The sequence below is a fragment of the Streptomyces hyaluromycini genome (assembly GCF_002217755.1).
Taxonomy (GTDB): Bacteria; Actinomycetota; Actinomycetes; order Streptomycetales; family Streptomycetaceae; genus Streptomyces; species Streptomyces hyaluromycini.
Window position 1 is genome coordinate 1,006,677 of sequence record NZ_BCFL01000018.1, and the last position, 21,717, is coordinate 1,028,393.

The following is a 21,717-nucleotide window of genomic DNA, read 5'->3' on the forward strand; positions in this document are numbered from 1 at the left end:
TGCCGCCCTGCGGCACGCCTGCCCGCAGCTATGTAGGACACGGCTGGGGAGCGCCCCGTAAGGGGCGCGGGGCTGTATCGATTTGCGGCTACCGCCGCGTGGGCGCGAGCAACCCCCACGCACCCGCACCCGGCGTCAGTCCAGATAACCCCTCAGCTGGTCCGCAAAGGCGTGATCCCGCAGCTTGTTCAAGGTCTTGGACTCGATCTGCCGGATCCGCTCCCGCGTCACCCCGAAGATCCGCCCTATCTCCTCCAGCGTCCGCGGGCGCCCGTCGGCCAAGCCGTACCGCAGCTGGACGACCTTCCGCTCCCGCTCCCCGAGCGTGGACAGCACCGCCTCCAGGTGCTCCCGCAGCAGCAGGAACGCCGCCGACTCGACCGGGCTCGCCGCATCGCCGTCCTCGATGAGATCGCCGAGGGCGACGTCGTCCTCCTCGCCCACCGGGGCGTGCAGGGACACCGGCTCCTGCGCCAGCCGCAGCACCTCACCCACCCGCTCCGGCGGCAGATCCAGATGCGCGGCGACCTCGTCGGGCGTCGGCTCGTAGCCCCGCTCCTGGAGCATCCGGCGCTGGACCCGGACGACCCGGTTGATCAGCTCCACCACGTGCACGGGGACCCGGATGGTGCGGGCCTGGTCGGCCAGGGCACGGGACATGGCCTGGCGGATCCACCAGGTGGCGTACGTCGAGAACTTGTAGCCGCGGGCGTAGTCGAACTTCTCGACGGCGCGGATCAGGCCGAGGTTGCCCTCCTGCACCAGGTCGAGCATGGTCAGGCCACGGCCGACGTACCGCTTCGCGACCGACACCACCAGCCGCAGGTTCGCCTCGATGAGGCGGCGCTTGGCCATGCGGCCCATGACGACCAGCCGGTCCAGGTCCAGCGCCAGCTCGCTGTCGAGGTCGGGGGCGCCGGCCAGCTTCTCCTCGGCGAACAGGCCGGCCTCGACGCGGCGGGCGAGTTCGACCTCCTCGGCGGCGGTGAGCAGCTGGATACGGCCGATCTCGCGCAGGTACTGGCGGAACAGGTCCGAGGAGGGGCCGGCGGTGTCGGCGCGGGCGGCGGCGCGCGACTCGGCGGGCTCGGGCTCGGACTCCGCGTCGGGGGCGTCGGCCGCGAGCTCCTCCGCGGGCGGGCCCTCCGGCTCGGTCTCGGGGTGCAGCGCGGCCCGGCTCTGCGGCGGTACGCCGGCATAGCCGCCGCTGTCGGCTTCCGGCTCGTCCGTGAGCGTGCTGCTGCCGTCTGTCTGGGTCAGGGTCTGGGTCTGCACGGGGGCGACCTCCAGGATGATCGCTGCCAGGGAGTGCGGCAGCGGTACTTCGGGAGCGGAGACGACGGCCTCGCCGCTGTCCGTCCCGTACGCGATGAGTGGAACGGCGGGGGTGTGGGACCCGTCCGGGACGGGCCGGCCGCGCTCCGAGGACTCAGGCACCGCCCCCAGTGTGGGGTAAGACACATCGCCGCCACGAGGGGCGTGCGGTGACTTTTTGCGTCCGGTCCGTGACCGCGCGGTTATCCCGCCGGCCGAGCGGGGCTCAGAGGGCGGCCGGGCCCTGCTCGCGCAGCGCCTGTCCGTACTGCTGGAGGACCCACAACTCGTTCTGCACGGAGGTGAGTTGAGCCGGGTCGCCGCCGCTGCCGAGGCGGGTGAGAGTGATCTGGATCTCGTGGATACGGCGGTCGACGGCGCGGCGGCGGACGGTCACGAGTTGTTCGCCCGCGTAGTTCTCGTCGACCGTGCGGCGCATGATCGCCTCGACGGCGAGTTCGGTGACCATCGCGCGGACCCCGTCGTCGGCGGCCGCCTCACGGACCCGGACCAGGTACTCCTGCGGATCCTGCGCGCCGTACTCGGCGCCGCCCGCCTCCATGATGGTCTGGCGTACGGCCGCGTAGGGCTCGGCGGTGAACTCGTCGATGCCGTACGCGTCGAAGGCCGGGGAGACCAGCTCGGGGCGCTGCAGGGCGAGCTTCAGCAGCTCGCGCTCGGTGGCGAAGACGGCGTTGCGGAGGTTGAGGGCGGGCCCGGAGACGGCGGGGCGGGCCGCACCGTTGTCGTACGACGGCTGCTGCGGGCCGCGCGCCGGGCCGCCGGCCCCCCTGCCGCCGCCGCCCTTCTCGCGGGCCCAACGGGCCAGCTGGGCCACCCGCTTCACCACGAACTGGGTGTCGAGGATGCCGAGCATGCCGGCCAGCTGGACGGCGACCTCGTGCTGGGCGCCGCTGTTCTTGATCCGGGCGACGATCGGCGCCGCCTCGTCCAGCGCGGCCGCGCGGCCCGCCGGGGTGTCCAGGTCGTAGCGGGCGACGATCTGGCGGAGCGCGAACTCGAAGAGCGGGGTGCGGGGTTCGACCAGGTCGGTGACCGCCTCGTCGCCCTTGGCCAGGCGCAGCTCGCAGGGGTCCATGCCGTCGGGGGCGATGGCGATGTACGTCTCGGCAGCGAACTTCTGGTCGTCCTCGAAGGCGCGCAGGGCCGCCTTCTGCCCGGCCGCGTCGCCGTCGAAGGTGAAGATCACGCGGGCCGATCCGTTGTCCATCAGCAGCCGGCGGAGGATCTTGATGTGGTCGCCGCCGAAGGCCGTACCGCAGGTGGCGATCGCGGTCGTCACCCCGGCCAGGTGACAGGCCATGACGTCGGTGTAGCCCTCGACCACGACCGCGCGGCTGGCCTTCGCGATGTGCTGCTTGGCGAGGTCGATGCCGTACAGGACCTGGGACTTCTTGTAGATCGCGGTGTCGGGCGTGTTGAGGTACTTGGGCCCGTTGTCCGCCTCGTACAGCTTGCGGGCGCCGAAGCCGACGACCTCGCCGCCGATGTCCCGGATCGGCCACATCAGGCGGCCCCGGAAGCGGTCGATGGGCCCGCGCCTGCCCTCCTGCGAGAGCCCGGACAGCAGCAGTTCCTTGTCGGTGAAGCCCTGGCCGCGCAGATAGCGGGTGAGGTGGTCCCAGCCCTGCGGGCTGTAGCCGACGCCGAAGTGGACGGCGGCGGCCTGGTCGAAGCCGCGCTCGGCGAGGAAGAGGCGGCCGGTCTCGGCCTCGGGGCTGGTGGCGAGCTGCTCCGCGTACCAGACGGCGGCGGTCTTGTGCGCCTCGACCAGCCGGATCCGCTCCCCGCGCTGGTGGGACGGGTTGTACCCGCCCTCCTCGTAGCGCAGGGTGATGCCGGCCTGGGCGGCCAGCCGCTCGACCGCCTCCGAGAAGGAGAGGTGGTCCACCTTCATCACGAAGGTGAGGGTGTCGCCGCCCTCCTGGCAGCCGAAGCAGTGGAAGAGTCCCTTGCTCGGGCTGACCTGGAAGGACGGCGACTTCTCGTCGTGGAACGGGCACAGTCCCTTGAGGTTCCCGCCGCCCGCGTTGCGCAGCTGGAGGTACTCGGACACGACGGCGTCGATCGGGACCGCGTCCCGTACCGCCTTCACATCCTCGTCATTGATCCGTCCGGCCACGGATGAATTCTACGGGGGCGGACCGACAGTCCCGGGGCGCGTGCAGCGCCCCGTCAGGGGCGCGGGGAACTGCGCGAGCAACCACACACAACCCGCACCCGCGAGACGGCAGATCCCGGCAGCCCCTCAGGCGAGCGATTCCAGCGGCACATGCGGATCCGCCAGCGCATCCGTGTCCACCACGGCCCCCGAAGTGATCAGCTTCTGGATCGGCTCTGTGACATCCCACACGTTCACGTTCATCCCGGCCAGCACCCGCCCCTCCTTCACCCAGAACGCGATGAACTCCCGCTTGCCCGCGTCCCCGCGGATCACCACCTGGTCGTACGACCCCGGCGGCGCCCACCCGCTGTACTCCATGCCCAGGTCGTACTGGTCGGTGAAGAAGTAGGGCACCCGGTCGTACGTGACGTCCTGCCCCAGCATCGAGCGCGCCGCCGCCGGCCCGCCGTTCAGCGCGTTGGCCCAGTGCTCCACGCGGAGCGTCGTGTCGAACAGCGCGTGCGGGAAGGCGGCCACGTCGCCGGCCGCGTAGATGTCCGGGTCGGAGGTCCGCAGCCGTTCGTCGACGACGATGCCCCCGCCCTGCGCCCGGTCGGCGAGCTCAAGCCCGGCCGCCTCGGCCAGCCCGACCCGCGGCGCCGCGCCGATCGCCGCGAGGACGTCGTGCGCCGGGTGCTCCTCGCCGTCGTCGGTGCGCGCGGCGAGCACCATGCCGTCCTGGCCGACGATCTCGGTGAGCCGTACCCCGAAGCGGAACCGGACCCCGTGCTCCTCGTGCAGCTGGGCGAAGACGTTGCCCAGTTCGGGCCCGAGCACGCTGTGCAGCGGGGTCTGCCCGTGCTCGATGACGGTGACCTCGGCGCCGTACGTCCGGGCCGCCGCCGCGACCTCCAGGCCGATCCAGCCGGCGCCCGCGATGACGAGGTGCCCGTTGTCCCTGCCGAGCGCGGCGAGGACGCCCTTGAGGCGCTCGGCGTGCGCGAGGCGGCGCAGGTGGTGGACGCCGGCCAGGTCGGTGCCGGGGATGTCGAGGCGGCGCGGCTCCGCCCCGGTGGCGAGCAGCAGCTTGTCGTAGCGGACCAGCGTGCCGTCGTCGCCGAACCGGACGGTCTTGGCGGCGCGGTCGATGCGGTCCACGGTCTGGCCGAGGTGCAGTTCGATGTCGTGCTGCGCGTACCAGGCGGGCTCGTGCACGAAGACGCTGTCGCGTTCCGCCTTGCCGAGCAGGTATCCCTTGGAGAGCGGCGGCCGCTCGTAGGGGTGGTCGCGTTCGTCGCAGATCAGTATCACCCGGCCGCTGAAGCCCTCGGCTCGGAGCGTCTCGGCCGCCTTCGCGCCGGCGAGTCCGCCTCCGACGATGACGAAAGTCTGGTCCGCGTCGACCACTTGATGCCTCCTCGTAAGGGTGCCGCCACATATGCCGCCCACATGCGCCGCACTGTGAGCCTCCCGCACGCAGCGTGATGCGGGAAGAGGGAGTAACCCCCGCTGACGCGATCATGACCCGATCAGGCCACAGAAGGTCGCGGAGAGTCACAAACTGTTCACATACGTCCCGTCAGCCGCGCATGCAGCGACCGCGCGGAGGTGTCGGTGAGCGACGCGATCTGATCGACGATCACCCGCTTGCGGGCGTGGTCGTCACCGGCCGCGTCGAACAGCGCCCGGAACTGCGGGTCGAGTCCGTCCGGCGCGCGGGCGGTGAGCGCCTCGGCGAGTTCGGCGACGACGATCCGCTGGTCGGCGCGGAGCCGCTCCTGTTCGGCGCGCTGCATGACGTACCGGTGGGCGATGGCCTTGAGTACCGCGCACTCCATTCTGGCCTCGCGCGGTACGACGAGTTCCGCGCCGTACCGGGTGAGCCGCCCGCCGCCGTACGCCTCGCGGGTGGCGCCCTCCGCGGCCAGGCAGAACCGGCCGATGAGCTGGCTGGTGGTGTCCTTGAGGCGGGCCTGGGCGACCGCGGTGCCGTCGTAGCCGTGCGGCCACCACTCCTCGTCCTGGAGCCGGTCCAGGGCGGCGGCGAGTTCGGCGGGGTCGGTGCCGGCGGGCACGTACAGGCCGACGGCGACGGCGAACACCGCCTGCCGTTCCGGCTCCGCGTGCAGGCAGTTGGGGTCGATGTGACCGGCGTGCAGGCCGTCCTCGACGTCGTGCACGGAGTAGGCGACGTCGTCCGACCAGTCCATGACCTGGGCCTCGAAGCAGGTGCGGGTGCCGGGGGCCTCCTTGCGGACCCAGTCGAAGACCGGCCGGTCGTCCTCGTACACACCGAACTTGGGGGACGCCGGGTCGGTGGGGTGCGCGCCGCGCGGCCACGGGTACTTGGTGGCGGCGTCCAGGGCGGCGCGGGTGAGGTTGAGGCCGACGGAGCCCTCGGGGGTGAACCGTTTGGGTTCGATGCGGGTGAGGAGCCGCAGGGACTGGGCGTTGCCCTCGAAGCCGCCGCAGTCGTCCGCGAACTCGTTCAGCGCCTGTTCGCCGTTGTGGCCGAAGGGCGGGTGGCCGAGGTCGTGGGAGAGGCAGGCGGCCTCCACGAGGTCGGGGTCGCAGCCGAGGGCGGCGCCCAGTTCCCGGCCGACCTGGGCGCATTCGAGGGAGTGGGTGAGACGGGTGCGGGGGCTGGCGTCCCATGCCTGGGTGGGGGTGCCGGGGGTGACGACCTGGGTCTTGCCGGCGAGCCTTCTGAGGGCGGCGGAGTGGAGGACGCGGGCGCGGTCGCGCTGGAAGGCGGTGCGGCCGGGGCGTTTGTCGGGTTCGGGGGCCCAGCGGTCGACTGACGTCGGGTCGTAGGCCGAAGTAGGCGCGGGTGCGGGGACTGCCATGGTTCGACAGTACGGGTTGACGGTGACAAAACGGGGGTTGTGGGGTGCCTAGTCGTCTGCCGGGTTGGGGTGCGTTTGCGGCTGCGGGTGCATGGGGGCTTGTCGCGCCCACGCGGCGGTAGCCGCACATCAAACACAGCCCCGCGCCCCCAAGAAGGTGGGTCCACTGGGCCGACCTGAAAGGGGCGCGGGGAACTGCGCGACAAGCCCCCACGCACCCGCAGCGATCCACGCACCCCTAGGCGGCTGCAGTCACCGGCGTTCCCAGTGCCCGTTCGTATCGGTGGAGGATCAGCTCGGCCATCGCGTCGTGGGCTCCCAGAGGGGACGACGCGGTCCATGGGGCGTTCGCCGCGCACTCGGTGGCGAAGCGGCCGGGAGCCGTGAAGTAGGAGGCGATGGCGATGTGACGGCGGCCCCTCGCCCGCAGGGTGGTCATCGCCTCCTGGACCGTCGGCGCTGCCGCGGAGGCGTAGGCCGGGAGGACCGGGACGCCCAGGCGGGCGGCGAGGAGGGCGGCCATGCGGCTGGTGTCGACCTTGGCGTCGGGGTCGCGGGAGCCGGCCGCCGCCAGGACCACGGCGCTCGCGGGGCGGCGGCGCCAGCCGGCCTCCAGCAGGCGGGCGTGCAGGGTGTCGGCCAGGAGGGGGTGCGGGCCCAGCGGGGCGGCGATGCGCGTCCGGGCGGTGGCGGCGGCCGCCATCTCAGGGATGTCCCGCTTGACGTGGTGGCCGCGGCCGAGGAGCAGCGGGACGAGGACGGCCTCGGCGTCCCCGAGGGCGGCGAGGGTGTCGGGGAGCAGCGGTTCGTTCAGTTCGATGTGACCGAGGTGCACGGGCAGCCCGGGGCGCAGCGCGCGCACCCGGTCCATGAGCGCCCGCACGGTGCTGAGCGCGCGCGGGTCGCGGCTGCCGTGGGCCACCAGGACCAGGGCGGGCGGGCCGGGGCGCGGGGAGAGGTCGGTCACCGTCATGCAAGGATCCTCGCCGGGGGAGGTTGCACGCCCGTTGCCTGACCGTCACGAGTCTTTTCCGGCGCATCACGGCACGAACCCGCACGCTGTGAGCGAACCGGAACGTCCCGCGCTGCGTCCTCCATGGTCGAAGCCCACAGGGGGGAACAAGCGTATGAAGATCCGCCGACCGCGGCTGCCGCGGACCCGGGCCGGCCGGCGGCGCCTGGTGCAGGGCGTGATGGCCGGATGCGTGCTGGCGCTGCTGCCGGCCACCTGGCTGTACGTCTCGACGGCCGGCCGGCTGCGCACGGTGGCGGACGTGCCGCGCACCGACGTCGCGGTCGTCTTCGGCGCGGGCCTGTGGGACGGGGAGCCGTCGCCGTACCTCGCGAACCGGCTGAACGCGGCGGCGAAGCTGTACAAGGAGGGCCGCATCAAGGTGGTCCTCGTCACCGGCGACAACAGCCGCAAGGACTACGACGAGCCGGACGCCATGCGCACCTACCTGACCGGGCACGGCGTCCCCGGCAAGCGCATCGTCAGCGACTACGCCGGCTTCGACACCTGGGACTCCTGCGTCCGCGCGAAGAAGATCTTCGGCGTGGACCGGGCCGTGCTGATCAGCCAGGGGTTCCACATCCGGCGGGCGGTGGCGCTGTGCGAGGCGGCCGGGGTGACGTCGTACGGGATCGGGGTCGACGCCAAGCACGACGCCACCTGGTACTACGGCGGGACGCGGGAGGTCTTCGCGGCGGGGAAGGCGGCCCTGGACGCGATCTTCGAGCCGAACCCCCAGTTCCTGGGCAAGAAGGAACCAGGGGTCGCCCGCGCCCTGGCCGCGGCGCCGCACTAAGCGGGTCCGTCGAAGCCCGCGGCGGTTCGGCAGCGCCCCCGCCAGCAGCGCCCCCGAAGGGGCGCTGGGGGTACCCCCGGCCGAAGGCTGGGGGAGGAACTGCGCGACCAGCCACAACGGCGCCGCGGACGACAGACGACAGACGGCAGACGGCAGACGGCAGACGGCAGATCGCGGCACTCGGAGCGCTCAGGAGCGCCGCGCCGTCGTCCTCACCGGGTGGCCGTCACCGGGCCCGCCGTGCGTTCCCCGGCGAGCCGCAGCAGTGCCCGGGTGTCGGGCACCCCGGGCCGCTCGGCGGCGCGGCCCAGGTGTTCGAGGCCGCCGTCGGGGGTCCAGCGGCCGAGGCCGCGGGTGCGGAACATGGTGCGGCCCTCGCCGAGGAAGGGGTCGGGGGCGTAGTGCTCGGCGTTCAGGGCGTCGTCGCCGAGGTAGCCGGCCGAGACGCAGTCGCCGCCCGCCCACACCTCGCCGGCCTCGCCCATGGGCAGCGGGCGGCGGTCGGCACCGAGGACGTACACCGTGCTGTTGGGGGTGGGACGGCCGGTGGCCGGCCGCCCGGCGACCGCGGCGTGGCGGCCCATGGTGGTGACGACGGTCGTCTCGGCCGACCCGCGACAGTGGAAGAAGGCGGCCCGGCCCGACCAGCGGTCGGCGAGCGGGCGCGGGCAGGTTCCCCCGGCGACGGCGACCGTGCGCACGCGCGGGCAGCCGTCGGGGTCGATGCCGGACAGCAGGGCCGGGGTGGCGATCAGGACGGTCGCGGTGCGGGCCGCGGCGTCGGTGTCCTTGCCGCCGATGGCCAGGGTGGCGCCGTGGGTGAGGCAGCCGAGGATCTCCCAGGCGGCCAGGTCGGAGGCGATGCCGAGGAGTTGGGCGACCCGGTCGCCGGGGCGGATGCCCAGCCCGCCGGGTTCGGTGAGCAGCAGGTTGGCGATGTTGCGGTGGGTGAGCTCGACGCCGTGGCGGCGGCCGGTGGCGCCGGGGACGAAGAGCACGCAGCAGCCGTCGTCGGGGTGCGGCGGCAGCAGCGGCACGGGTCCGGGATCGTACGGCGCCGGGTCGTCGAGGGCGATCAGCCGGTGGCCGCCGGGGAGGGGGACACGCGGCGCGTGTTCCTTCTGGGTGAGGATCACCCGGGTGCGGGCGGTGCGGATGACGTGGGCGAGCTGCGCCGGGGGTGTGCGGCCGATGTCCTGGGGGACGTAGGCGGCGCCCGCCTTGAGGACGGCGAACAGGCCGACCAGCATCGGGATGGAGCGGCGGGCGAACAGGCCGACGCGGTCGCCGGGGCGGACGCCCTCGCGGACCAGGCGGGCGGCGAGGGCACCGGCGTAGCGGTCGAGTTCGCCGTAGGTGAGGGTCGCGCCGTGGTGTTCGGCGGCGACGGCGTGGGGGTGGACGATCGCATGCCGTTCGACGGCACGGTGGACGAGCGGTTCGTGGACGGGTACGTCGGCGCCGCGGCCGTACTGCCAGAAGAGGTGCTGGTCGCGGGGGGTGAGGTGACGCAGAGGCATGGCTCGGAGACCTCCTGGCTGGCTCTTTCGAGTGGGGGGAGGCCGAGTCCGGGTGCGGCGGGGGCCCGGTCAGGGCGGTTTGTCGAGCGGCGTGCGGGGCCTTGCGGAGCAGCGGTGGCAGGGGACGACTGTAGTCGGGCCCCTTGAAGTCTCAACGGGGCGGGACCGGCCAACGGGGGTGGGGAATGAGCCACGTGTAGCGCCCTGTGTCACTTTGCCCCCGGCAGACCCGGCCGTATCGCCCCGGTATCAGCGCTCACGATGGCTGGGATACGGCAGGAAGGTCACTGTCCCTGCTCGTCGGCCTCCGGCACGGCCTCCGTGCCGACCGTCGTCACCGAGTCGTCCGGCTCCGCCTCCACGAGTTCCTGCCGTCCGGGGGCGAAGGTCAGTTGCTGGTCGGTACGCAGTTGTCGCAGACGCGTCAGCAGGTCCTGCACCGCGGGCAGGGGCAGCGTGGAGAGGTAGGCCGAGATGTCGCCTCCGCCGCCGATGTACTGGGGGACGTCGAAGCCGGCGAACTCCCGGACGATACGGATCATCGCCACGTTGTCCTGACCCAGCGCCTCCACCTCCGCCCTGATCTCGAGGCCGGCTTCACTGACCTTGCCGGCTGCCCGGTACCTCTGGATGTCACTCTCCCGCTTGGCGTTCCTGGCCCTCTCCTCCAGGGCCCTGCCCCTCTGCATCTCCAACGGCTCGTCCTTGAGTGCTTCGAGCATGGACACGTCGGTGAGCTCGAAGTCGCCGAGGTTGGTCTCCAAGGTCTCCACACCCCATTTGCCCAGTGCGTGCCTGACCCGGTCCGTGAGGTTCTTGCGCACGTCCTCGTAGCTCTCCAGGAACTCGAAGACGGAGTACGTCATGGCGATGCCGTTGAAGTACCCGGTGACGGCCACGCCGAGGACGTCCCGCACGAACCGCTTCATGGGGGCGGGATCGTCGACGAGTCCGCCCAGACCGGCGGTGCTGGCGCCGCCGAACTGGGCGACGAGCGTGGGCGCCACGGCCGGTGGGATCTGGAGGTTCTGCGAGAGGTCGACGGACAGATCGAAGCGGCCCTGGACCTTCACGGTGATCTGTCCGAGGTCCGCGTCGTAGTTGTCGGCCTCGGACGCCGTCTTGTTGTGCCACTTGAGGATCAGGACCCGGGTCGGGATCAGGATCACCCGTACGAACCACGGGTTGAGTGCGTACGAGGGGCCTTTGCCCAGGGTCTCCTGCTGGACGCCGCGCTGTCCGTCGTTCGCCAGGAAGACCCAGGGAAGGCGGAAGTTGCTGTGCCCGGCCACCCGCGGTGCGACGGCACCTTCCGCACCCTGGTCGGGCTCGGCACCGTCCAGGGTGACGACCACTCCGGTGTAGTTCTCCCCGATGGAGATCTCCTGGAGGTGGGCCTCGGTCAGTCCGCCGCGGGAGGCCGCCACGTTGTCGACGGTGATGACGTCGAAGAGCTCCGGGTTGATGTCGTAGTACCCGCCCCCGAGGATGGCCAGTTGGCGGCCCTGCTCGCCGCCACCCGCGAGGAAGGCCTCCCCGTCCTGGAAGCTGTCGCACGTGACGTGCCGACCGAACCTCCGGTCCGGCGGCAGCACGGCCCCCTGGTTGGCCTTGAGCAGACCGATCGTGCCCGTCGGCACGAAGGTGCGCGGCCTCATCTCGACCTGGAACAGCCGGGTGTTGATGTAGTAGGCATGGTCACCCGTCAAGATGCTGACCTGGAAGCCCTGTTCGCCCTTCCTCCTGCCGTCGCCGAGCAGGAACCTCTCGCCGTCCTGGTAGTTGTCGCAGTCGATGTGCCGTGCCAGCACACCGCCGCCGGACCGGTGGTGTCCCTCCAGGGCCTTCACCACGCCGATCATGCCCTTCGGCACGTGCACCCGGGGCACGCACTCCACCGAGTTGACCACCGGCCACATCCAGTGGACCCCGGGGCGCAGGGTACGGGCCAGCACCCCGCGCGCGTTGTACGGGTTGACGTGTTTGTAGGCGTCGTCCGGGTGCGCGGGGACGCCCCACCGCGTGATGATGCCGACGTGGTCGGCGGGCACCACGATCCGCGCCCGCCGGGCCACCGCCGCGGCAACGACGGCCAGTGTGATCACGATCACCAGAAAGGTCACCACGGGTCAGTCCCCCATTCCCGCAGCCGCGCGTGCAGCGCCAGCACGGTCGAACTCCAACGGTCGTACCAGTCCGGGGCGTTCTCGTGGCCCGGATCACGCAGCGTGGGGTAGAACCCGGCCCGTCCGCCGGGTCCGGCACGTCGTGCGAAGTCGCGGTAGAGCCGAGGTACGGCGGCCTCGGCGGTGTCGCGCCAGCCCAGGACGGCGCCCAGTTCGGGCAGGCCGGGGCCCCGCGGCCCCCCGGCCGGGGCGAGCCCGAGCTGCCGGCGGAAGCCCTGGCGGCCGTGGGTGTGCCGGGCCCACAACGCGTCGATGCCGGCGAGCAGTTCGCGAGGCACGGCGGCAGCGTCTCGCGCGCTCAGCCAGCCCTCGGTGAGCCGGCCGGCCGACTCCATGACGAGCCGGGTGGTGAGCAGGTCGGCGTGTTGGTACTCGTTCTCGGCGAGGTGGGCGCGCAGCCGTTCCAGACCGGCGGCGGGTGTCAGCCGCACCGACGGTGCCGGGGCGTGGCGGCGGGGTTCGGGCAGCCGGGGCGGCCGGCCACGGGTGACGTCCTCGTGCAGCCGGTGCAGCAGGTCGAGGTCGGCGGCGCCGAGGAGCGCGCCGTCGCGGGCGTCGATGTGCCAGGAGGCGGCGAGATGGTAGTTGACCTCTCCGTCGAGCAGCACGGGGACGAACGGCCGCCCGTGCACCTGGCCTTCGAGGATCATGCGGGTGACGTCGTCGGAGTCCTGCGACGGGGATGTCATCACGACGACGACCGCGACGGCGTGCCGGAGCTGTTGCCGGATCGTCCAGAAGTGGGCGTCACCGGGCCGCAGGTCGCCGGTCGACCAGACCGGCAGCCCGGCCTCGCGCAGCTGACCGGCCAGGGCCGATCCGTAGGCGGCGTCGGCGGGGTCGTGGCAGACGACGAAGGCCGGGCGGGCCGGGGCGGTGAGCGGCCGGTGCGGGGAGGGGTGGGCGGCGCGGAGGTTGTCCCGGGCGGCCGCGGCGCCGGGCGGGGCGGGGCGGCCGGCGACGACCGCGGCGAGCTCGGCGGCCCGCTCCTTGAACTCCTCGTCGGTCACGTCGCTGAAGTCCCGCCAGACGCGGTTGGCGGCGAACGGCGGTACGGCGACCCGGCCGAGCAGCACCGGGACGAACCGCAGTCCGCGCTCGGCCGACGCGGTGGCCAGCGCCGCGTACTCGTCCATGGCGCGGCCGCAGCGCGCGGCGGCCGGGCTGATCACGGCGATTCCGTTGCGGGTGGCGAGCAGTTCGGCCTCGACGCGGTGGATGATCACCTCGCTCGGCCCGATGCTCCACTCGGCGAAGAAGGTCTTCAGTCCGTGTGCGTCGAGTTCTCCGGCAAGCCGTGCGGTCCAGACGGCGTCCGCGGCCGCGTAGGAGAGGAACACGTCGTTCGACCGGTCGTTCAACGGCGTGGGCCTCCTGGCGCACTCGCATGGGCCGTACGGCTGCCGGACCGAGCCGTCGGTTGCGGAGGGACCAGGCTAGGGGCGGACGTTTCCGTTCCACCCCCAACACGCAATAAGTCGTACTAACTCGGCTCTTTGGCCCCGATGGCCCTACGGTGGGAGGGCGGCAAAAGCGGGGTCGCGCGCGAGGCGGGTGGGGCGGGCCGGACCACCCGCGACGGCGGCCGGGGGCGCCGGGGGCGCCCCCGGATGGGTCCGGGGCAGCGGCTCGACCATGGGGGCGGCGAGCGCCCGCAGCTCCGAGCGGCCCCGATCCGCCCAGCCGGGAGCGGCCGCCCGCTCCGTCTCGGCCAGCAGGTCGGCGGCCCGCGGGCGCAGCTCGGCGTCCTTCGTCAGCCCGGCGGCCAGCGGCTCCCGCAGCGGCCCCGGGGTCTGTGCCAGCGGTACCGGGGCCGTCGTGTGCCGGGCCATCAGGCTGAACAACTCCGGTACCGGGAAGGGCGGTTGCCCGGTCAGGCAGAGATGCAGCAGGCATCCGGCGGCGTACACGTCGGCCCGGCATGTCGGGGCGCCGGTGCCGCTCCAGAGCTCCGGTGCGCGCAGTTCCGGGGCGCCGGTGGTCAGTGCCGCCAGCCCGAAGCCGGTCACCGTCACCGCCCCGTCGGCACCCACCAGCACCTTGCCCGCCCGCAGGTCGCCGTGTGCCGTCCCGCGCGTGTGCGCGGCGGCCAGTGCCCGCAGGACGCAGCCGAAGACCACCGTCGCGGCAGGCCCGGACAGAGCTCCGTACCGCTCCAGCAGGCGGGTCAGGCAGACTCCTTCGACGGCGTCGGCGACGAGCGCGCCGCCGACGGCCGCGGCCGACCGCTCGTACGCCGCCCGGAACCGCGGTGCCTCGACGAACCGGTACGGCAGGGCCGCCTCGGGCGCGCGCAGCCCGGCCAGCCGCCCGACGTCCGCCCGGAACGCGGCCTCGCGCGGCCGGTGGATCAGCAGCCGGGCGGGCACGTACCGCACCACGGCGAGCCGCTCGGGCGGGTGACCGGCGCCGACGTCAAGACCGGCCTCGGGACCGGCCGCGCGACCGGTATCGGGGCCGGTATCGGGGCCGGCCGTGCGACCGGCATCGGGGCCGGTATCGGGGCCGGCCGTGCGACCGGCATCGGGGCCGGCGTCTGCCTCGGGGAGCACCGCCCGGGGTCCGGCCGCCGCGGCGCCGTTGCGCACGGGTTCGGGCGGCGGCCACGCCTCGACGAGCCGCCCGCACCGGCCCCGGTGCAGTTCGCGCACCTCCGACCAGCGCGGCAGCCGCCACGGCCGGGTGGTTCCCACCTCAGGCCCCGTCCGTGCGCCGCAGCGCGCGGACGACCCGGACCAGACTGTCCACGTCACGGTCGTAACGGGGGCTGCCGGGCCGGGTGAGGTCGACCGGCTGGTGGATGGCGGCGAACGGCGGGAGCGGGTCGTCCGTGACAAGCCCCGGCACGAACCGCAGGCCGCCCTGGTGCTTGCGGTGCAGCAGCACCGCGTACTCGTCCCGGACGCGCTCGTCGGCCATCGTGCCCCGGCCGAACAACAGCACGGCCAACCTGACCTCCGCGAGAGCCCGTTCGGTCTCCAGCAGCGGGATCAGTCCCGGCTCGACCCAGCACACCAGGAACGCGTCCAGGTCCGCCTTGTACAGCTGACCGGCCAGCAGCGCGGCCGCTTCGGCGTCCCCGGCCGCGTACGACACGAGGACGTCGTACGGTCCCTGCCGCTCCACCGGTTCGGACGCTCTGCCCCGTTCGACCCCCGTCATAGCCAGCAGTGTAGGGACGATACGCCCGGAAGGGGGACGGTTCGCCCTCAGCGCACCCGGTTCAGCCAGTCCCCGCCGACGATGAGCGCGCCGCGGGCGCGGAGGCGGGCGGTCACGACGGGCCCGGCGACGTACACCCAGGCCCGGACCGGGGCCCCGTCCCGCAGCCGTACGACGTCCCGCGCGACGCGCACGTACAGGCTCGCCGGATCCTCCGGCACACACTCCTCCAACTCGTCGAGTTCCAGCAGGAGTCGGTCGTACGACTCGGGGCGCGCGGTGACGAGTTCGCCGCGCACCGCCGCCGGCCCGGGCTCCTCGACGACGTAGGGATAGCCGGGCCCGTCGTAGAGCAGCGCGCCGTCGAGGCGGCCGGGTTCCTCGGTCCGGGTCCGTCCCCGCAGGAACGCGTCGTGGTTGATCTCGCCAGGGCGGAGCGTGCCGTAGACGAAGAACGGGAGGTGGTGGGGGTTGCGGGTGGTCACAGGAAGGATTCTGCACCCCCTCCACCTCCACACACATCTCCATGGAGGCGCTATGGACATGACATGTCATGGCCTCTTAAATCTCAGTCGTCATCAGCGCCACCCCCACGCCTTCGAGGCGCACCTCCAAGGAGACCGATGAGCCGGACCCGGAACACCCGCGTTTCCCGTCTCGCCACCGCCGGCGTCGCCGCCACCACCGCCACCCTGCTGGCCGCCGCCCTCTCCCCCGCCGCCCACGCCGACGCCAGGCCGACCCGGGCCACCGCGATCGAGAACGCGGCGCAGGCGCTCGTCCAGCACGCCACCGCCCTGGGCCTCACGTCCGCCGAGGGCACCTCGGTCCGTGACGTGATCGTGGACAAGAACGGTACCCAGCACGTCCGTTACAACCGTACGTACCGCAAACTCCCGGTCCTGGGCGGCGACTTCGTCGTCCACCTCAAGGCGGACGGCGCGTACCGCAGCGCCGACCGGGCGACCCGGAGCCGGATATCCCTCGCCTCGGTCGTCCCGGACGTCTCCGCCCCGAAGGCCGCCGACCTCGCGGTGAACGCGCTGCGGGCGGCGAACCTCGGCGACGCGCTGAAGCAGGTGCAGGCCAGGCCGCAGCTGGTCGTCGACGCCCTGCACGGCACCCCGAAGCTGGCCTGGCGCACCAACGCCGTCGGCAAGGACTCGCTCGGCAACCCGGTCGCCCGCACGGTGCTGACGGACGCCCGCACCGGCGCCCAGATCGACGCCTGGGACAGCATCGAGACGGCGACGGGCGACGGCAAGTCGCTGTACAGCGGCACGGTCCCGCTGGAGACGACGCTCTCCGGATCGTCGTACAACCTCACGGACCCGACGCGCGGGAACACGTACACGGGTGACGCGGCGAACAAGACGGACCTGTGCATCTTCGGCATCTGCATCAGCCGGGCGCCGTCGACGGTGTTCACGGACGCCGACAACCACTGGGGCACGGGCGCCACTTCGGACCGCTCCTCGGCGGCGGTCGACGCCCAGTACGGCACCAACGAGACCTGGGACTACTACAAGAACGTCCAGGGCCGCAACGGCATCGCGGGCGACGGCAAGGGCTCGTACAACCGCGTCCACTACGGCAACAGCTACAACAACGCCTTCTGGGACGACAGTTGCTTCTGCATGACGTACGGCGACGGTGACGGGACGACCTTCGGCCCGCTGGTGGCGCTGGACGTGGCCGGCCACGAGATGACGCACGGGGTCACCTCCAAGACGGCGGCGCTGACGTACTCGGGCGAGTCCGGCGGCCTCAACGAGGCGACCTCCGACATCCTCGGCACGCTGGTGGAGTGGTACGCGAACAACCCCTCGGACCCCGGCGACTACCTGATCGGCGAGAAGATCGTCCGCTCCGGCTTCGGCAAGGCGGCGCTGCGGTTCATGGACCAGCCGTCGAAGGACGGGAGTTCGGCGGACTACTGGAGTTCGTCGGTGGGCAATCTGGACGTCCACTACTCCTCCGGCGTCGCGAACCACTTCGCGTACTTGTTGGCAGAGGGCAGCGGCGCGAAGACCATCAACGGGGTGAGCTACAACTCCCCGACGTACAACGGCTCGACGGTCACCGGCATCGGCCGCGACAAGCTGGGCGCGATCTGGTACCGCGCACTGACGGTCTACATGACGTCCTCGACGAACTACGCGGGCGCCCGCACGGCGACCCTCAACGCGGCGAAGGACCTGTACGGCAACGGCAGCACGGAGTACAACGCGGTGGCGGCGGCATGGAGCGCGGTGAACGTGAACTGAGGCACGGCGACGCACAGAGGTGAAGCGGCCGCCCCGGCGAACGAACCGGGGCGGCCGTCGCATACACCCCAGACGACAGGGAATAGCGCAATTCAAGAAAACGCGGAATCCGGGAATACCGAGCACCCCCTGAGTGGATCCCATGGCGATGATGTGCAGTTTCGGTGACGGTATACGGAATTCCCGAACTCCCTTGTCCTGACAACCACTTGCGACAATTCCCCGAGTCGACTAACTAGATAAATCATGAACTTGTTCAGCCGCCCCCACACGGCCCGCCGCACCCCCACGGTCCCCCCACGCCCGACGGCAGCGCCCTCCTCCCCCACCTCCGCCCCGGTCCTCCTCGACCCCGCCCTCGCCGCCCTCACCGGCGAGTGGGTCATCGACCCGGCCCACAGCAGAATCGGCTTCTCGGTCCGGCACGCGATGGTGACGACGGTCCGCGGGGCCTTCACCGAGTACAAGAGCCGCCTCTACTTCGACGGCCGCGACCCGTCCCGCTCCCAGGCGGAGATCATCCTGTCCACGGGCAGCGTCGACACGGGCGTGGAACAGCGGGACGCCCACCTGATCGGCCGCGACTTCCTGGACGCCGCGACCCACCCGCGCATGCGCTTCCAGAGCACGGCGGTCCGCCTCAAAGCCCCCGACGTCTACGTCATGACCGGCGACCTGACCATCAAGAGCACGACGCGTCCGGTGGACCTGGAACTCACCTACATAGGCAACGTCACGGACCCCTTCGGCTACCAGCGCGCCGGCTTCGACGGCACCACCACCATCAACCGCATGGACTGGGGGCTGGCGTACAACTCCCGCCTGGCGGAGGGCGGGGCGATGGTGAGCGAGACGGTGCGGCTGCAGTTCGACATCGCGGCGATCCGGACGGTGCCGGAAGGGGGCTGAGGCCACGGGCCGCCACCCTGGAACCGTTTCAGAGCGGGGCAACGAGCCTGACCACCGTCACGGTCAGGACGGATCCGGAGACGTAGTAGAGCACGATGACACCCAGCACGGTGGCCTCGCGCCGGTCACGCTCGCCCCTGACCGCGGTCGACCCGTGTCCGTAGGGATCCCGTCCGACGGTTGCCGCCATCGCATCTCTGAACGCGGGGGCATTGCCCATCTTGGCCAGGGTGTCGTCGGCAGGCGGGGCGTAGGTGATGCGGTAGGTCAAGCGACGCCCCGCCTCTCGGCCTCGTCCGCCGCCAGGCGCCGAAGCAGCGCCTCCGCCTCCGGGTCTGGAACGGCTTCGAGCATCCAGTGCCGCATGACCGCGTGGATGTCCTCCACACCGGCCTCGTTGATGGCCCGGTCGAACTCCTCGCGCCGCTCCTCGGGGAGAGCCGCGCGAATGTCGGGGATACTGTTGGGAACCTCGACCTCGACGCCGTTGACGAAGGTCTTCAACGGTTCGGCCATGACCGTCCTCCTCAAACGCGGGGGCGCGCTGCCGCCACCGTAATCGGCGAGCACGGCAGGCCGTACGACATCGAGCTCGCACCACACGACCTTGCCGACGGTGAGTTCGTCGACGCCCCATCGATCAGCGATGCCGCCCACGATGAGCAATCCACGACCGAACATCTCGTCCCGCGACGGATCTCGCGGGCTCGGCAGCAGCTCTCCCTTCGGGTCAGAGACGGACACGCGTAAGACACGTTCGGTGAGGGCGATTTCGACCCGGAAGAGCCGGCCACGGAGACAACCGTGCAGGACGGCGTTGCCGGCCAGCTCGGAGACGAGCAGAGCGGTGTCGGCGGCCAGTTCGGGGTGACCCCAGCCGGTGACGAGGCGGTGGGCCCGGCGGCGGGCGAGGCTGACGCTCCTGGGGAGGGGGGTGTAGTCGAGGCGGTCGTAGCGGAGCCGGATGTCGCCGGGCTCGGCAGGTTCCTTCGGGGCAACCATGTTGATGACCTCCGGGTTCGGGTGGGCAGCGCCACGCATCAACCAGCGCCGCTCTGTGATCAGTTCGTCACCGAAGGTAGGAGGCGCGCGCCGCGACGCGCAAGTTCATCTTGGATAAATTCCTCCGAAAGTGGTTTGCGTGACGCGCCTTCGCCGCGCCAGACTGCCGCCGCACCCACGTCAGGAGGAGCACCAGCGTGACTACAGACCAGCCGATGCAGGGCAACAGCACCTCCACCGTTCTCGGCCGCCGACTGGGCGGCGAGCTCATCAAGTTGCGCATCGCGGCCGGTCTGACACAGACGCATGCCGCCAAGGCGCTCACCGCTTCCACGACGAAGGTCGCGAAAATGGAGCGGGGCTGGGTGCCGGTGCGCGATCCTGATATCCGGGCCCTGTGCGAGTTGTACCGAATCCACGACCCCGGCATTGTCGGCGGACTCCTGGAACTGGCGACGGTCGACCGTGAGCGCCGCAAGGCAAAGGGCTGGTGGGACGACTTCACCATCCCGGGCGTGATGCAGGAGTACGTTGCGCTGGAGAGCGCTGCAACAGTCATCAAGACGTGGCAGCCCGCGTTCGTTCCCGGTCTCCTCCAAACACCGGACTACGTCCGGGCACTGCGGCAGAGTCCTGCGGCCGCGATGACCAAGAGCCCCGAGCCGGACGACAGGTTCGTCGAGGCTCGTCTCGCCCGGCAGCGGCGCCTCTACGACGACCCGCCGCTGTCCCTGCGGGTCACGATCTACGAGGCGGTTCTGCGCAACTTTCCCGGCGGCTCCGCGACGGCCAAAGGCCAGCTCGAAGAGCTGGTGAAGGCAGCCGACCTACCGAATGTCGCCCTACGCGTCTTCCCTTTTGCCGGCGGCACACACTCGGGCCTCAACGGCTCGTTCAACGTCATCTCGTTCGCCGCCCCAGGAGCTATGGACGTCGTCTACGTAGAGGCCCCCTTCGCCCAGCGATGGGTCGAGGGAGGACAGGGCGCGGCTGCCTACGATGAATTGTTCGAGAAGGTCGCCGCATGCGCGTTGGACGAGCAGGAGTCGGTGTCCTTCCTCCACAAGTTGCGCAAGGAGTTGTAACCGTGACCGAACTCGATTACCGCAAGTCCAGCTACAGCGACGATGCGGCCGAATGCGTCGAGATAGCCACCAACATCCCGGCAACCGTCGCCATACGAGACTCAAAACGTCCCGCCGGCCCCTCCCTCCGGCTCCTTTCAGCAACCTGGACGACGTTCCAGGCGGCCATCCGAGAAGGCGCGCTGTAGCTCCGACGCAGCCCGCGCCGCTGCACGCGCTGTACGAACTCGTCCTGCGCACCGGCCTCCGCAAAGGCGAACCCCTCGGCCTCCACTGGGAAGGCCTCGACCTCACCACCGGCACCGCCACCATCCGCCGCTCACTCCAGCGCACCCGCACCGGCGGCCTCACCCACCTGCCCACCAAGACCCGGGCGTCCGAGCGCCGTATCGCGCTTCCGACCGAATGCATCCACTCTCTCAAGAAGCACAAGGAACGGCAGGACAGGGAGCGGAGAGAGGCCGGGGTGGGATGGAAGGACAGCGGCCTCGTCTTCACCACCCCGACCGGTGGACCTTTCGACCCGGCCAACCTCACCCGCCGCTTCCGCACCTTCCTCAACCGGGCCGGTCTCCGACGCATCCGCTTCCACGACCTGCGGCACTCGACCGCTACCCTGCTTCTGGAACAGGGCGTCGACCTCGTCGTCATCAAGGAACTCCTCGGCCACGCCCACATCGGCGTCACCGCCACGGTCTACGCCCACGTCCGGCTCCGCCTCCAACGTGACGCCATCGATCTTCTCGGCCGTGCCCTCTACGCCCCCGCCACCACCGGCCAGCCCAACGACGGCGACGACCCGCCACGTTGTGGAGTACCCGTCCGCTGACGTTGCCGTCAACTACTGCCGTCAGACACCCCAGAGGCCCCACCAGAGACAAATCCGGCGGGGCCTCTGGGGTTTATGTTGGTGCTAGATATGGACTGCCAGACGTAGCCAGAAAACGACTATCCAACAATCTCGCCACTGACGACATCGTAGAGCCCGGGATCCATCGCAAGCTGACGCTGGCCGTCCACAAAGAAGGCCCCTCGGCGATAGCACTCATTAAAGACGGAAATCATCTGCTCAACGCTGCCGAATTCAATCTCAGTCGACTCGCCAATCAGGACACCGGCGACCTTAGCTGACTTCCCGGGCTCCCAAACAGCAGCATAGATATCGCCGCCTGCACCACCCAGCAGGGGAATCCAATGGGAACCCAAGGTGGAATCTCCCTCATGATCGCCCATCTGACCGACGGCCTCAGCGAGGGAGAGCGGACTGTACCCCGGGATCAGGTTGACATCGTCTTGAGTCTGGCCGTCATGGAGCGCCACTCCGTTGCACCAGCCGAACCACGTCGACACCTCATCAGGCACCGGAGAGCCAAGCAAAGACTCCACCTGACCAGGACCAACGCCAGGGACAAGCCACCGGACAACCGGCCGGCTCAGATCAGTGAGCCTTGCAACCAACGCGTCGAGTTCTTCCAGCAGCACTGCAGCGCTCC

General features: G+C 71.2%; 19 protein-coding genes and 2 pseudogenes. 6 read left to right on the top strand and 15 right to left on the bottom strand.

All coding sequences use genetic code 11. The annotated features are described in order from the left end of the window. Positions 1–135: 135 nt before the first annotated feature. From SSP29_RS17510 to SSP29_RS17530, 5 genes are all read right to left on the bottom strand, one after another. On the bottom strand, positions 136–1,437 hold the full coding sequence (locus SSP29_RS17510; protein ID WP_089101552.1) for an RNA polymerase sigma factor: 1,302 nt from the start codon (positions 1,435–1,437) through the stop codon (positions 136–138). A 103-nt stretch (positions 1,438–1,540) separates the two neighbouring features. Beyond that, on the bottom strand, positions 1,541–3,457 hold the full coding sequence (dnaG, locus tag SSP29_RS17515; protein WP_089101553.1) for a DNA primase: 1,917 nt from the start codon (positions 3,455–3,457) through the stop codon (positions 1,541–1,543). Positions 3,458–3,583: 126 nt separating this feature from the next. Continuing rightward, positions 3,584–4,846, bottom strand: a complete 1,263-nt coding sequence (locus SSP29_RS17520) for an NAD(P)/FAD-dependent oxidoreductase (protein ID WP_089101554.1) — start codon at positions 4,844–4,846, stop codon at positions 3,584–3,586. Positions 4,847–5,004: 158 nt separating this feature from the next. Beyond that, positions 5,005–6,285 (bottom strand): deoxyguanosinetriphosphate triphosphohydrolase, encoded by a 1,281-nt coding sequence (locus SSP29_RS17525; protein ID WP_089101555.1) that lies wholly within the window; start codon positions 6,283–6,285, stop codon positions 5,005–5,007. Between the two features lie 238 nt (positions 6,286–6,523). Then, complete coding sequence (locus SSP29_RS17530; protein WP_089101556.1) at positions 6,524–7,258, bottom strand: sirohydrochlorin chelatase; 735 nt, start codon at positions 7,256–7,258, stop codon at positions 6,524–6,526. Positions 7,259–7,412: 154 nt separating this feature from the next. On the opposite strand from SSP29_RS17530, the gene SSP29_RS17535 reads away from it, so the two are divergent. Continuing rightward, positions 7,413–8,093: a SanA/YdcF family protein gene (locus SSP29_RS17535; protein ID WP_089101557.1), complete on the top strand. Its 681-nt coding sequence runs from the start codon at positions 7,413–7,415 to the stop codon at positions 8,091–8,093. 212 nt (positions 8,094–8,305) lie between these two features. Here SSP29_RS17535 and SSP29_RS17540 read toward each other — a convergent pair whose 3' ends face one another. The 6 genes from SSP29_RS17540 to SSP29_RS17565 form a co-directional block, all read right to left on the bottom strand. Continuing rightward, positions 8,306–9,613: an AMP-binding protein gene (locus SSP29_RS17540; protein ID WP_150134363.1), complete on the bottom strand. Its 1,308-nt coding sequence runs from the start codon at positions 9,611–9,613 to the stop codon at positions 8,306–8,308. Positions 9,614–9,897: 284 nt separating this feature from the next. Beyond that, positions 9,898–11,739 (bottom strand): SPFH domain-containing protein, encoded by a 1,842-nt coding sequence (locus tag SSP29_RS17545; protein WP_150134364.1) that lies wholly within the window; start codon positions 11,737–11,739, stop codon positions 9,898–9,900. Beyond that, positions 11,733–13,160, bottom strand: coding sequence for a TIR domain-containing protein (locus SSP29_RS17550; protein WP_089101558.1), 1,428 nt, complete (start codon positions 13,158–13,160; stop codon positions 11,733–11,735). The genes SSP29_RS17545 and SSP29_RS17550 overlap by 7 nt, the downstream gene beginning before the upstream one ends. 150 nt (positions 13,161–13,310) lie before the next feature. Further along, complete coding sequence (locus SSP29_RS17555) at positions 13,311–14,492, bottom strand: protein kinase domain-containing protein (protein WP_089101559.1); 1,182 nt, start codon at positions 14,490–14,492, stop codon at positions 13,311–13,313. Position 14,493: 1 nt separating this feature from the next. Further along, positions 14,494–14,961, bottom strand: coding sequence for a TIR domain-containing protein (locus SSP29_RS17560; protein ID WP_107436212.1), 468 nt, complete (start codon positions 14,959–14,961; stop codon positions 14,494–14,496). Between the two features lie 47 nt (positions 14,962–15,008). After that, positions 15,009–15,446: a gamma-glutamylcyclotransferase family protein gene (locus SSP29_RS17565; RefSeq protein WP_245883120.1), complete on the bottom strand. Its 438-nt coding sequence runs from the start codon at positions 15,444–15,446 to the stop codon at positions 15,009–15,011. 138 nt (positions 15,447–15,584) lie between these two features. Here SSP29_RS17565 and SSP29_RS17570 point away from each other — a divergent pair, with 138 nt between their 5' ends. Both SSP29_RS17570 and SSP29_RS17575 read left to right on the top strand, forming a co-directional pair. After that, positions 15,585–17,228 carry a M4 family metallopeptidase gene (locus SSP29_RS17570; protein ID WP_089101562.1) on the top strand — a complete coding sequence of 548 codons (1,644 nt, stop codon included), beginning with the start codon at positions 15,585–15,587 and terminating at the stop codon, positions 17,226–17,228. A gap of 246 nt (positions 17,229–17,474) precedes the next feature. Beyond that, positions 17,475–18,137 (top strand): YceI family protein, encoded by a 663-nt coding sequence (locus tag SSP29_RS17575; protein WP_089101563.1) that lies wholly within the window; start codon positions 17,475–17,477, stop codon positions 18,135–18,137. Positions 18,138–18,165: 28 nt separating this feature from the next. Here SSP29_RS17575 and SSP29_RS17580 read toward each other — a convergent pair whose 3' ends face one another. From SSP29_RS17580 to SSP29_RS55750, 3 genes and pseudogenes are all read right to left on the bottom strand, one after another. Further along, a complete protein-coding gene (locus SSP29_RS17580; RefSeq protein ID WP_089101564.1) occupies positions 18,166–18,408 on the bottom strand; it encodes a hypothetical protein in 243 nt (80 codons plus the stop codon). After that, positions 18,405–18,653: a hypothetical protein gene (locus tag SSP29_RS55745; RefSeq protein WP_089101671.1), complete on the bottom strand. Its 249-nt coding sequence runs from the start codon at positions 18,651–18,653 to the stop codon at positions 18,405–18,407. The genes SSP29_RS17580 and SSP29_RS55745 overlap by 4 nt, the downstream gene beginning before the upstream one ends. 93 nt (positions 18,654–18,746) lie before the next feature. Next, a pseudogene (locus tag SSP29_RS55750) lies at positions 18,747–19,178 on the bottom strand (ATP-binding protein); the annotation flags it as partial. A gap of 158 nt (positions 19,179–19,336) precedes the next feature. On the opposite strand from SSP29_RS55750, the gene SSP29_RS17595 reads away from it, so the two are divergent. The 3 genes and pseudogenes from SSP29_RS17595 to SSP29_RS17600 all read left to right on the top strand — a co-directional run. After that, positions 19,337–20,224: a helix-turn-helix domain-containing protein gene (locus SSP29_RS17595; protein WP_150134368.1), complete on the top strand. Its 888-nt coding sequence runs from the start codon at positions 19,337–19,339 to the stop codon at positions 20,222–20,224. Positions 20,225–20,226: 2 nt separating this feature from the next. Further along, on the top strand, positions 20,227–20,412 hold the full coding sequence (locus SSP29_RS59750; protein WP_245883121.1) for a DUF397 domain-containing protein: 186 nt from the start codon (positions 20,227–20,229) through the stop codon (positions 20,410–20,412). Between the two features lie 20 nt (positions 20,413–20,432). Beyond that, positions 20,433–21,053, top strand: a pseudogene (locus SSP29_RS17600) (site-specific integrase); the annotation flags it as partial. A gap of 119 nt (positions 21,054–21,172) precedes the next feature. Here the strand turns inward: SSP29_RS17600 and SSP29_RS17605 are convergent. Next, the gene (locus tag SSP29_RS17605; RefSeq protein ID WP_145968909.1) at positions 21,173–21,706 is read right to left on the bottom strand and encodes an SMI1/KNR4 family protein; all 534 of its coding nucleotides are present in this window, start codon (positions 21,704–21,706) and stop codon (positions 21,173–21,175) included. Between the last annotated feature and the right edge of the window lie 11 nt (positions 21,707–21,717).